This is a genomic window from uncultured Thiocystis sp. (assembly GCF_903866365.1).
In the GTDB taxonomy this organism is placed as follows: Bacteria; Pseudomonadota; Gammaproteobacteria; order Chromatiales; family Chromatiaceae; genus Chromatium.
The window spans coordinates 15,380-27,153 of sequence record NZ_CAIPNF010000190.1; the positions used below are offsets into that span (position 1 = coordinate 15,380).

Consider the following 11,774-nt stretch of genomic DNA (forward strand, 5'->3'; position numbering starts at 1 on the left):
GGCTCAATTCTCGAACTTGAAGTAGATATCGGCACCTGGATTCTCGCCGGTTTCGGTTTGCAGTTCGATATGACGGGAAAGGTCATACCGCAACCGGACCTTGTTATCCTCCTGGCCGAGTCCGCTCTCGTATTCCATATAAATCTTTGGGGCGATGTAGGTGCCCACCGCAAGTCCGGCCTGGTCGCTCCGGTCGTTCGCGGAGGGCGGGATCCCCGTCATGAGGTATTTGGTGATTTCGGCCTGGGTCATACCGGGATCGCTTTCGGAGAAAAAGGCCAGCTTGGGATTGCGCAGGGTACCGAGCACCCGCACGCCGGCGGTGGTATCGCCGCCCTCGCGCTCGGCCTGGAGTAGCAGACCGGGGTTGCCGATCGGACTCTTGGCGAAGAGCAGACGGCCCTGGGTGATCGTCAGCGGGGCGCCCAGTTCGGCGGCCAGCCCGAATCCGCCGGAGAGACGGTATTCGCCCTCGACGATCTGCAACTGACCATCGCCGAGCATGTCCTTGCCCGGCGTTTGCTGGACACTCAGGTTGCCCGCCAGACGACCGCGCACGCCGAAGGCATCGATGGTCACTTCATCCCCCAATACCAGCCGGATATCCAGATACAGCGGATAGGGCGGTTTTTGATTGCTTGCACTGGGCGAGGCCGACGGATCTTCCAGGACGACATCGCTCGATGGCGAGATGGTTCCGGCCGGAATCGCACGGGGACGGATGCGCGCCTCGGGGACGCGGATCTCGCCGCGCAGCGATGCCCCCTTGGAGGTCGCCTCCAGGTCGAAGGTGGGCGAGACGATGGCGAAATACTCCTTCGTGTTGGCCACCTGGAGCCGCTCCCCGGACGCCTTGAGCCGGGCGGCGAAACCGCCGCCGCCGAAACGGCTGTCGCCGGACAGTTCCAGCCGACCGCCGCCGATGCTCGCCTGTCCCTGCAACTCCATGCGTTCGAGCGTCGGGGCGATGGCGCTCAGGTTCAGATCCTTCACCTTGAGCGCGATCAATGGCACCTCGAAGTTGACGTTGCGAAGGTTCGCCCGGCCCTTGACGCCAGGTTCGGCCAGGGTGCCGCCCAGGGTCAGATCGGCATCCAGGGCGCCGCTCAGTTTGCTGATGTCCGGGAGCAGATTGGCGATCCGCGCCAGCCCCTGGACATTGGCCCGGACACGCCCATTCAACGGCTGACCCGGACGGGCCGGGGCATCGAGCCGCCAGCCGGGCAGATTCAGATCGCCCTCGATCTCGCCCAATTCCTTGAGCGACAGCCCGAGCCGGGCGGACAATCCCCGCGCGCCGGCATCGAGCGTCAGACGGGTGTTGGAAAAATCCAGCGTCTCGCTTTTTCCCTGGCCCAGCGCGAGACGGACCCGCCCGTTCGGAATCTCCGCCGTCGCGGTGCCGTCGAGTACCCCAGCCGCCGCCTGGAAGCGCCCCTTGAGCCTGGCGCCGCCCTCGGCGGTCAGGTTTTCGGGAAGCAGACCCGCCAGCAGATTGAAGTCAAACTTATCCAGATCGATACCGGCGGTCCATTGCCCGGCATCGGCTTGGTCGAAGGTCACGCAACCCCCGGAACCCTTGTCGTGACGGAGACAGAGCGGGCCGGCGGCGATCTTGGGTTGCTCCAGACTGAAGGGCGTCGGACGTTGCAGACGCCAGGCCCCAAAATCCGCTGTCTTGAGATCGAGCGTCGCGAGCTGTCCGCGATAGGCGCCGCCCGCCGCCAGCGCGCCGGTCGCGGCGAGAGTGAGCGAGAGCGGATCGCCGCTCAGGGAGGCCGAGAGCCGGTGATCCGGCATGGAGCCGTCTCCGCGCAGCGCCAGCGTGCTCCACTGCATCCCGCCCGCGAACAGGTTCTTGCCGTCCAACTGGAGCGCGAACCGGCCATTCGGGGCCAGATCCACCTCGGCGGTCCCGGACAGCGAGGCGATCCCCTGCCCCGCCAGCTCGGCGTCGGTCGCCGACAGATCCAGGGCGATCCGGGGTGCGTCGAGCGTCCCCTGGATCTTGCCGGTCGCTGTCAGGCGCCCCCGAGCCTCCGGCAGCAGGCTCGCCAGGTCGGGCGACTCCAGCGCGAACGCAAGCTCCAGGCGCTCGTCGATCATGCCATCGATCCGCGCGCGGCTGGGTCCGGACTCGGCTGTCAGACCTTCGATACGCAGCGTTTTACCGGCTATTGCCAGGGTTCCGGCGGCGGCAACCGGATAGCCCCGAAGCGTCCCTTGCAAGCCTTCGATGACCGCCGTGAGCGTCGGGCCGTCGTCTTCCAACGTGCCCTGACTCGTCAGCCGGCCATCGATCCGGCCGGGCCAGTCCGGGGCATAAGCGCCTGGATTGATGCCGGCCAGCGCGAGACTGGCCTCCCAGGTCAGGCGCGGCGCGAAGGCGACCTTGGCCTGCCCGTCGATGCGGCCATCCAAAAGGTCCAGACGCAGGGCGTTCAGATCGGTGCGATTCCGGTCGCCGGTCCCGTTCAGGGTCAGAGTCGCCGGCGGCAGACCGGGGCCGACCGTCGTCGCGGCGAGGTCATAGTCGAACCCGTCCAGCCCGCCCTGGCTGGCGAACCGCAGGCTCAGTCGATCCTCCAGCCCCGCGACAAACTCACCCGGATTGAGATCCCGACCGACGAGCGTCAGGTTCCAGGTCGGCGCGGGCGACCAGGTCAGATCGCCAGAGCCTTCGAGCAAACCGCCAAGCGCCTCGATCCTCAGGGTGTCGAGGTGTGTGCTTTCGGGTTTGCCGCTGCCTTGCAACGTCAGTCTGGCGGCGGGGAAACCCGGCCCCAGCGCCTCGGTGGACAGCGCATACGCGAAGGCGTCGAAATCTCCGGACAGCTCCAGTTCGCCCCGCGGCGACTGGGCCACCAGATCGCCGATCAGGGGCCAGCGCAGACGTTTCCAGTTTCCCTTGAGCGAAAAATGGCCGAGGCTGGGATTGAGATCGACCTGTCCCTGGGCGCTGAAAACGGCCTCGGACACCTGCTCGGTCAGTTCCAGCGCGCGGATCGAGAGCACGCGCTCCTTCCAGAGCACCTCCAGCGCGACGGCCAGATGCCCGAAATCCGGGAGATTCGGCGCGCGGGCATCGACGGTGCCGGTGAGCGTCGCCGCGTCCAGATTGCCGCGCGTCTCCAGTCGCGCGACGGTCTCCACGGCGGGCAAATCCGGTCGGAAGGCGGGCAGATCGACCTGCGGGATCTTGATCAGCCCATCCCAACTCGGACGTTCCAGGACATTCTGAACATGGGCATCCAACTCCACCTCGACCGCGCCCGTGACACGATGCTGGATCGTCAGCCGCTGCAGATCGCCCCCGATGCGGCCCTTGCCGGTCAATTGGACCGCGGGCGCCATGCTCATGTCCCAATCGAGATCCAGATCCAGGGGATAATGGCCCAGCAGATTGGCGCGACCCTGGGCGATGGCGCTGAACTGGAGGCTCTGTATCCGCACCTCGACGCGGGTCAGGTTGACTTCGCTCCCCTGCGCATGGGCGCTGAGCATGGCACGATCAAGGACGAATCCAGGTTTCTCCTCGCCCGGCGCGAAGACCCTGAGGCGTTCGACCAGGACGTCACCGAGTTCGACCCGCAGCGGCAGCACAATTTCCGGCAGGACAAAAGGCTCCTTTTCCTCATCCAGGCTGGGCGCGACCACCAGATCGAGGTCGCGCACCGCCAGTTGGCGGACGGACAGGATCCCGGAGAAAACCGACCGGAGCGACCAGTCGAGGTCGAGCGTGCCGATCGTCAGGTCGATTGCCGGCAGACGCATCTTGATCCCTGCCAGATGCAGTCGACCCAACGCCCGCCCATCGACCTGCGCGACGCTCAGGATGCCCGGAACCAGATCCTCGGCGAGCGCGATGGCGACGCGCAGACCGGTCTGGGTGCCGAGCGTCAGCCCGATCAGCAGAATCAGGACCAGCAGGAGTTGCAGCGGGACGGCGATCAGCCAAGGCAGGCGCCAGCGGCGAGGCGATGGGGAACGGGCGTCCTTTTCGTCCGCGGGCGGGACGTCCGCCCCCTCGGAAGACGGTTCCAAGCCCCCATCTAGGGCGACGGAATCGCTGTCTGATCGCTCGCTCATCAAAATTTCCTCCGATTGAAACCCCGCCCTGAAGGGCGGTTCAAAATCGAGCCTGCTTTCGCCGTTTTGAGTAGAATTGCCCTGTCGTAAGACCTACCGCTGGGCGAGCGGGATGTGAAGTCTGCGGAGAGGATGTGAGACCTGGGGGAGCATGGCGTCGGCTCGCAGCCGTAAAGCTCCCCACTGCGGGAGTTTTGCGGCGAAAACCAAGCCATTTCCCCTGGGCAATCTTCAGCGAAACAGAAACCTCCGACCGTGAGGTCGAGAATCTCCGGGTCTTCAGCCCGGAGAGTCGTCAAAGATCCGGCCCGATCACGATATGCAGTCGGGCTGGCGGCAATCCGCCCTCGTCATCGCCCTGATCCTTGGTCAAGGCGAAGGCGAGATCCAGCCGGACCTGTCCGATGGGCGAGGCCCAGCGCACGCCGAACCCGGCACTCTGCGCGAAGCGCTGTTCGTAGTCCGGATCGAAGGCGTTGCCGAAATCGGTGAAAATCGCCGCGCTCCAGGGGCCTTTGATCTGGCGCTCCAGTTCCAGGCTCCCCACCGCCAGATAACGACCGCCGACCGCGGCATCCGTGTCGGGGTCATTCGGACCCAGCGCATCGAATCCCCAGCCGCGGATGGAATTGTCGCCGCCGGCATAGAAACGCCGACTCGCCGGCAGATCGTCGACGCTGTCGGCCAGGGTCGCGCCCAGGTCGGTCCGGGTGATGAAGCGATAGCGTTCGGCGAAGCGCCGGACCCATTTGAACTGGATCTGACCGCTTAGATAGGAGGCTTCGGAGACCAGACCCTCCACGGCACCCAACAGGCTGTACTTGATCCGATAGCCGCGGTTGGTATTGATCGGGTCGTCGGAGACCGTTTTCGACCAGGAGAAATTCGGCACCAGTTCGCTGGTTGCGCCGGGCGAAGCGGACGCATCGTCCGTCAGTTCCAGATCCTCGTACCGATAATCGAGCCCGAGATTGCGACGCCAGCCGCGCGGGGTCAGGGTGGAGTGGGCTGCCTGAATCGTATGCACCCACCCCTTGCGGGTTGCGGTATCCGTGTAAGTCGACTGAGGTTTGACGATGATGTAGTCGCGGGTGGGATCCTGGATCGGGATACGATAGTCCAGCTCCAGATTCGACAGCGCCGGCGCCAGACTCAGTTCGGTGCGCAGTTTATGCCCCCAGCGATTGAGATAGCGGCGGTGCCAGTCCATGCTCAGACGCGGCCCGACATCGGTCGCGTACCCCAAGCCAATGCGATATTTGTTCGGCAGGTTGCGTTTGGCGATCACCTCGATCGGCACCTCATGGTTCGGACCTGCCTGATCCGTCAGCGGCACGATTTCGACATCGCTGTAATATTCGGTGCCGAGCAGACGGCCCTGCAAACCAAGCAGCAGATCTGGGTCATAGACGACGCCTGGCTTGAATTTCACATAGCGGCGCAGCAATCCTTCGTCGAGCAGATCCTGTTTGAAACTGACCGCGCCAATCCGGTATTGCGGACCGGTGTCCAGATGGAATTCAACCCGCGCATCGTAGGCAACCGGGTCGATGAGCACCTGATGGCGCAGCAACTGAGTGTCCAGATACCCCTCTGACGAAGCGGTATAGCGAAGATCGGATTTGGCCTTTTCATAGGCGGCATGCAGCAAGACATCGCCGACCCGCATGGGGAATTCCTTCGGGAAGGCGGGGTTGTCGGCGCCCTCGCCCGTCACCTGATAGTCCACCGAGCCGATCTTGACCGGCGCTCCCGGCGCGACCCGGTAGACCGCTGTCCAGCGTCCGTCGGCGGCGGCGGGCGGCTCCAGGCGGTCCTCGACCGCGACGCGATAGAAGCCGAACGGCGCCAGCGCCTCGCGGATCTGCTCGGGCGCCAGACGATGCAGACCGAGGACACGCTCCGGCGTCAGCTCAGGGTCAGCACGCTCCTGATGGATCGCCAGGAGCGCCAGGACATTGGCCTGCGGCTGACCTTCGAGTCCCTCGACCTTGACGTCGAGCGTCAGCGCATGCACCAACCCGGTCGGCAGCAGGAGCACGACCAGCAGGAAACGGACGAAAAGCCCCTGTCCCGCTCCTCCCGCAAACGATGTTCGCCGTGTTGCCCCCGGTGCCCTCGCAAAACGCGCCATCGCTCAGGCCGGCTCCGCGCCATAGCCGGCGGCGATCGCGGCGGCGATCAGCGCGTTCGCGTCCGCCGAACCCGCGACCCGCGCCAGCCCCCGTGCCAGATCCACCTCGACCGACTCGACGCCTGGTACCGACCGAATGGCCTCCGTCACCGCCTTGACGCAGTGCTGACAGTTCATGCCCGAGATGTTCAGTTCAATAATCATGACGTCTTCTCCCGACCGATTCGCATGCAGCGTGATGATCGATGTCCTTATTGCGAGGCCATGAAACGCGCCGCGCCCAGCAACGGCGTATGGGGTTGCAGGATCACGCGAACCGGCATCCGACGCATCAGCGGCTCCATTCGACCCTTCTCGAAAAAACCCTCAAGAAACTGCCCGTTGCGCACGGCCGACAGATTCTTCAAGGCAATGCCGCCACCCAGAAAGACGCCGCCCAGGGCCATCTGTTTCAAGGCCATGTTCCCCGCCTCACGCCCGTACAGACGCATGAACAGCGCCATGGTCTCGACACAGAGCGGACAACGTTCGTCGGCCGCCGCCTGGGCGACCGCCGCCGCGGTATCGCCTCCTTCGGCAATCGCCTGCCTCAGCCAGGCCGGTGGCTCGGCGCCATGATGGGTCAGCAGAAACTCGTAAAGATTGGCGATGCCCATCCCCGACACCACGCGCTCCCAACTCACCCGTCCGAAGCGCGCCTTCAGATGGGCGAGAAGCGCGAATTCCAGGTCGTCGGCGGGCGCGAAATCGGTATGTCCGCCCTCGGTCGCAAAGGCATGATGCCGCACCCCGTCCCAAAACAGGCCCGCCTGACCCAGACCGGTGCCGGCGGCCACCACGCAGGCATTGCCCACGCCGATCCCATCGCCGGGATGGATCACGGCCAGATCCTGAGGCCCGAGCGCGTCCACGCCCCAGGCGACCGCCTCCAGATCGTTTAAAAGATAGACGCCGGAAAATCCGAACGATTGCTCCAGTGCGTCGGCATCCAGGATCCAGGGCAGGTTCGTGGTCTCGCAGCGACGCTCCTGAATGGGGCCGGCGACCGCGAAGGCCGCGAAACGACAGATCAACCCCGTCTCACCGCAATAGCGGCGCACGATCTGATCGAGCGACTCGAAGGCCGCGCTCGGGTAACGTCTCGGCTCAGTCAGCGTCACGCTCTCGCCATCGGTCTGGGCGACGCCGAGTGCCGTCTTGGTCCCACCGATGTCACCCACCAGTAAGCGCATAGTGTCTCTCCTTCATCGGACGGTGGACGGCCGGCCCATCGGTTGACCCGATGGCGACGGAACGGCAGACGGGGATGATAACAAGATGCGCGCGCGGCGGCGAAGTGCCGGGCGAGCGGATCCGCGCGGGGCGTCGCTGCCCGCGCTCCGGGGCGCGGGCAACCGCGGGGGAGCGAACGGCCGATTATTTCGCGGGAGTCGTGTCGGGCTGCGGCGCGGTCGACGGATAGGGATACGCGGGATAGGCGTAGCCAGGGTATCCGTAGCCAGGATAACCATAGACTGGCGCACCCCAACCGTAGGGGACGCCGTAGCCGCCATAGGGGTAGCCATAGCCACCATAGGGATACCCATAATAGGGACCGCCATACCAGGGACCGCCGCCCCAGGGACCGCCCCAGGGACCGTCATCCCAATTGAACGGATTCCAGCCCCAGAAGGCGTTGGCGGGCAGGGAGCCAAGCGCGGAGACCCCCGCAACGGTGGCGGCCAGCATCAAGCGTTTTGTCGTCATCATGGTTCACCTCCCTCGAAGGTTGATTTTGAGACAGGCCGGGACTGAATGCCCAGACCGCGAGTCAAAGATTAGGCAGGGGGAAAGCCGATCACGTTGATATCGATCAATTACTTTTCAGATGGACGGGCATTTTCATGCGCGCTCGCGATGACCGGGGCCAGAAGACCAGGATTTCGGAATGGCATTGGCGCTGCGCGTGATGAGACCAACGCGGCATTGCGATGGGACAGCGGGAACGATTTTGCCGACGATCACTTGATCCTTCACGCAAACGCCCGCACTCAGAGCGCGGGTTAGACTCGCTTGCAACCGCATCCCGCCGAGCGACGTTGTTCACGACTGGCGCAGCCCGGTTGATCGTCAGAATGTATCGCGACGATCTTTATTATCGATTTCCCATATCGCTCGATGTGCTTTATCGTTCGTTTCGCTGGCGGCATCGACCCGCCAACCAAGCCTTCAACCCAACCTTGTCCACCCCATCCATCTCATCAACCATCGGAGTATCGACATGTTGCAGGATCGTACCGGAAGCCGCGTCCCTCAGGTCACCTTCCACACCCGCCAGGGTCATGAATGGGTCGACGTAACGACCGACGACATCTTCGCCGGCAAGACCGTGGTGGTCTTCTCGCTGCCAGGCGCCTTCACGCCCACCTGCTCCTCCTCGCATGTGCCGCGCTACAACCAGTTGATGCCGGTCTTCAAGCAGCACGGCGTCGATGACATCGTCTGCATGTCGGTCAACGACACCTTCGTCATGAACGAGTGGCAGAAAACGCAGAACGCCGAGAACCTGCGATTCATCCCCGACGGCAACGGCGAATTCACCGAGGGCATGGGTCTGCTGGTGGAGAAGGACGATCTCGGTTTCGGCAAGCGTTCCTGGCGCTATTCCATGCTGGTGCGCGATGGCGTGGTCGAAAAGATGTTCATCGAGCCCGAGGTCGACGGCGACCCCTTCGGTGTTTCCGATGCCGACACCATGCTGAACTACATCGCCCCCGACGCCCCCAAGCCGCTCAACGTCACGGTGATGACCCGCAACGGCTGCCCCTTCTGCGCCAAGGCCAAGGAGGCGCTCAAAGCCGCCGGGATCGCCTACGAGGAATTGCTGCTCAACCGCGATTACACCGATATGAGCCTGCGCGCGATCGCCAACGCCACGGCGGTGCCGCAGGTCTTTATCGACGGACAGTTGATCGGCGGCTCGGATAAGCTGGAGGAATGGCTGAAGGCTCGCTAATCGAGGATCGGCGTCCCGCGCCAGCGCGGGACGCGCGTGACTCGAAACATTCCCGGACGGACGCAAAGCACCTCCCGCCTTCATCCATGAACCTTGCTTGCGGTTACAACCCGTGGCGAAACCCACTCCAAATAGATTCGTATGGACACACGGCGGGCGACGCTGTCCTGCGGCGATTGGGAGACATCCTGCGGCAATTCGTCCGCGCGGGCGATCAGGCATCGCGCTATGGCGGCGAGGAATTTTGCATTCTGCTGCCTGACACGACCGAGGCGCAGGCGGCGCGGACGGCGGAGCGGTTACGATTACAGGTCGCCGGGAGCGAATGGCAGCTTTGCCCGGTTTACGTCAGCCTCGGGGTGGCGACCTTCGCTCCACCTGCAAACGGCATCGCCCTCTCACCGAACGAATTCTTTCAATGGGCCGATCAGGCGCTCTACGCGGCAAAACAGCAAGGGCGCAATCGGGTCGTCATCGCGAGGAAAGCAGCATGAGTCAACACTTCGATTTGATCGCCATCGGCGGCGGCAGCGGCGGCCTGGCAGTGGCTGAAAAGGCCGCGCAGTTCGGCCAGCGGGTGGCCATCGTCGAGTCCAACAAACTCGGCGGCACCTGCGTCAACGCCGGCTGCGTCCCGAAAAAGGTCATGTGGTACGCGGCCAGTCTGGCCGAGGCGGTCGCCGGGGCGCCCGATTTCGGGGTGCGCGCGCACTCGGAGGGTCTCGACTGGCCGGCGCTGATCGCGGGACGCAATCGCTATGTCGCCAATATCAACAACTACTGGGACGGCTATGTCGAGGAACAGGGCATCGCCCGCATCCATGGTCAGGCCCGCTTCGTCGACGCTCACACCATCGCGGTCGGCGACCGGCAGTACAGCGCCGATCATCTCGTCATCGCCAGCGGCGGTCGGCCCATCGTGCCGCGCATGCCGGGGGCGGAACTCGGCATCGATTCCGATGGATTCTTTCGGCTGGAGACCCAGCCCAAGCGCGTGGCCATCGTCGGCGGCGGTTATATCGGCGTCGAACTGGCGGGCGTGCTGAGCGCCTTCGGCACCGAGGTCACGGTCGTCGCACTGGAAGATCGGCTGCTGTGGCTGTTCGATCCGCTGATCAGCGCGACGCTGCGCGAGAACATGGAGGCGCACGGCATCAAGATCAGGCTGGAATTCGAGGTGGCCGCGCTCGAACAGGATGCGGACGGTCTCACGCTGGCCGCCCGCGGCGGCGAACGTCTCACCGGATTCGACCAGATCGTCTGGGCCGTCGGCCGCGCGCCCAATACCCGTGAACTCGACCTGGACGCCGCTGGCGTGGAGTTCAAGCCCAACGGCATCATCCCGACCGACGCCTTCCAGAACACCAATGTCGCTGGCGTCTACGCCATCGGCGACGTCACCGGCCGCGAGCCACTGACCCCGGTCGCGGTCGCCGCCGGACGCCGTCTTGCCGAACGCCTGTTCAACGACAAGCCGACGCTCAAGCTCGACTATGACAACGTCCCGACCGTGGTCTTCACCCATCCGCCGCTCGGCAAGGTCGGCCTGACCGAGCCCGAGGCGCGCGAACGTTTCGGCGACACCCTGACGATTTACGAGACCCGCTTCACCCCCATGCGCTACGCGCTCAACGCGCATGGACCCAAGACCGCCATGAAACTGGTCTGCACCGGTCCCGAAGAGCGCGTCGTCGGCATTCATCTGATCGGCGATGGCGTCGACGAGATGCTGCAAGGGTTCGGCGTGGCGGTGAAGATGGGCGCGACCAAGGCGGATCTCGACGCGACCGTCGCGATTCACCCTAGCAGCGCGGAGGAACTGGTGACGCTGAAGGTGCCAGTGAGGCGTCCGGGCGACGCCCTTTAAACGCGATTTCGGAAAACCGGATCCCGGCGGCAGGAGCGCATTTGCAAACCACTCCTACCGCGTTGGGGTCTGCTCGCCGATCAATTGAGCCGCATCGAAGGCGCCGGCATGACGAACGAGCATCCGGTCTGATCCAATAGCCCATGGGCCTTGAGAAAACGCATCATGGCGGTCGAGAACTCCTCTAAACCGATCGGGAACCATAATTGCCAGACCCCCGGATCCAGTCGATAGACACCTCCCATGCCATGCGGATGACTATAGAGCGCCACGCAATCGCCATAGTCGAACAGCATGGTCGTCTCGTCCGCGAGGTCGGCCTGGGATATTCCGGGTGGGATTGGAAATGTAATCATGACTCTCTCCGGTGACGGTCACTGTTCAGTCTCGTTCGCTCGGCGGCTTCCGGTACCGCCGCCACTGCGTTTGTGGTGAATACTTTGGCAAACAAGCGACGAACGAATTGAGACATCCATCAAAGAATCTGATCATGCCCGACACGTCAAATCGAGTCGCCGCGTCACTGACACAGGCCCGCCGGCTCGCCATCGCCCCGATGCTCGACTGGACGGATCGGCACTTCCGTTTTTTTCTGCGTCTGATCACCCGTCACACGCTTCTCTATACCGAAATGGTCACCACGGGCGCGCTGCTCCACGGCGAACGGGCGCGTTTTCTGCGGTTCGATC

Annotated in this window: 10 protein-coding genes; 4 read left to right on the forward strand and 6 right to left on the reverse strand. The window is 64.2% G+C overall.

The window, feature by feature from the left end:
- Positions 1-3: 3 nt before the first annotated feature.
- From QZY07_RS10965 to QZY07_RS10985, 5 genes are all read right to left on the reverse strand, one after another.
- Positions 4-4,089 (reverse strand): translocation/assembly module TamB domain-containing protein, encoded by a 4,086-nt coding sequence (locus QZY07_RS10965; protein WP_295402397.1) that lies wholly within the window; start codon positions 4,087-4,089, stop codon positions 4-6.
- A gap of 295 nt (positions 4,090-4,384) precedes the next feature.
- A complete protein-coding gene (locus tag QZY07_RS10970) occupies positions 4,385-6,223 on the reverse strand; it encodes an autotransporter assembly complex family protein (RefSeq protein ID WP_295402398.1) in 1,839 nt (612 codons plus the stop codon).
- Positions 6,224-6,226: 3 nt separating this feature from the next.
- Positions 6,227-6,427, reverse strand: coding sequence for a heavy-metal-associated domain-containing protein (locus QZY07_RS10975; RefSeq protein WP_295402399.1), 201 nt, complete (start codon positions 6,425-6,427; stop codon positions 6,227-6,229).
- Between the two features lie 47 nt (positions 6,428-6,474).
- Positions 6,475-7,455, reverse strand: a complete 981-nt coding sequence (gene glk / locus QZY07_RS10980; RefSeq protein WP_295402400.1) for a glucokinase — start codon at positions 7,453-7,455, stop codon at positions 6,475-6,477.
- Between the two features lie 184 nt (positions 7,456-7,639).
- Positions 7,640-7,972, reverse strand: a complete 333-nt coding sequence (locus QZY07_RS10985) for a sulfur globule protein CV3 (protein ID WP_295402401.1) — start codon at positions 7,970-7,972, stop codon at positions 7,640-7,642.
- Positions 7,973-8,483: 511 nt separating this feature from the next.
- Here QZY07_RS10985 and QZY07_RS10990 point away from each other — a divergent pair.
- From QZY07_RS10990 to gorA, 3 genes are all read left to right on the forward strand, one after another.
- Positions 8,484-9,218 (forward strand): glutathione peroxidase, encoded by a 735-nt coding sequence (locus QZY07_RS10990; protein ID WP_295402402.1) that lies wholly within the window; start codon positions 8,484-8,486, stop codon positions 9,216-9,218.
- An 86-nt stretch (positions 9,219-9,304) separates the two neighbouring features.
- Positions 9,305-9,712 (forward strand): GGDEF domain-containing protein, encoded by a 408-nt coding sequence (locus tag QZY07_RS10995; RefSeq protein ID WP_295402403.1) that lies wholly within the window; start codon positions 9,305-9,307, stop codon positions 9,710-9,712.
- Positions 9,709-11,085, forward strand: a complete 1,377-nt coding sequence (gene gorA / locus QZY07_RS11000; RefSeq protein ID WP_295402405.1) for a glutathione-disulfide reductase — start codon at positions 9,709-9,711, stop codon at positions 11,083-11,085. Before QZY07_RS10995 ends, gorA begins: the two co-directional genes overlap by 4 nt.
- Positions 11,086-11,165: 80 nt before the next feature.
- Here gorA and QZY07_RS11005 read toward each other — a convergent pair whose 3' ends face one another.
- The gene (locus tag QZY07_RS11005) at positions 11,166-11,441 is read right to left on the reverse strand and encodes a hypothetical protein (RefSeq protein WP_295402407.1); all 276 of its coding nucleotides are present in this window, start codon (positions 11,439-11,441) and stop codon (positions 11,166-11,168) included.
- 134 nt (positions 11,442-11,575) lie between these two features.
- Here QZY07_RS11005 and QZY07_RS11010 point away from each other — a divergent pair.
- Positions 11,576-11,774 (forward strand): tRNA-dihydrouridine synthase (locus QZY07_RS11010; protein ID WP_295402409.1); only part of this gene is annotated, 199 nt, incomplete at its 3' end.

Bases quoted from the DNA above. Each gene is read 5' to 3' on its own strand.
- QZY07_RS10990 (WP_295402402.1), top strand. From the start codon at position 8,484: ATGTTGCAGGATCGTACCGGAAGCCGCGTCCCTCAGGTCACCTTCCAC.
- QZY07_RS10995 (WP_295402403.1), top strand. From the start codon at position 9,305: ATGAACCTTGCTTGCGGTTACAACCCGTGGCGAAACCCACTCCAAATA.
- QZY07_RS10975 (WP_295402399.1), bottom strand. From the start codon at position 6,427: ATGATTATTGAACTGAACATCTCGGGCATGAACTGTCAGCACTGCGTC.
- QZY07_RS10970 (WP_295402398.1), bottom strand. From the start codon at position 6,223: ATGGCGCGTTTTGCGAGGGCACCGGGGGCAACACGGCGAACATCGTTT.
- QZY07_RS10965 (WP_295402397.1), bottom strand. From the start codon at position 4,089: ATGAGCGAGCGATCAGACAGCGATTCCGTCGCCCTAGATGGGGGCTTG.
- QZY07_RS10985 (WP_295402401.1), bottom strand. From the start codon at position 7,972: ATGATGACGACAAAACGCTTGATGCTGGCCGCCACCGTTGCGGGGGTC.
- QZY07_RS11005 (WP_295402407.1), bottom strand. From the start codon at position 11,441: ATGATTACATTTCCAATCCCACCCGGAATATCCCAGGCCGACCTCGCG.
- glk (WP_295402400.1), bottom strand. From the start codon at position 7,455: ATGCGCTTACTGGTGGGTGACATCGGTGGGACCAAGACGGCACTCGGC.
- gorA (WP_295402405.1), top strand. From the start codon at position 9,709: ATGAGTCAACACTTCGATTTGATCGCCATCGGCGGCGGCAGCGGCGGC.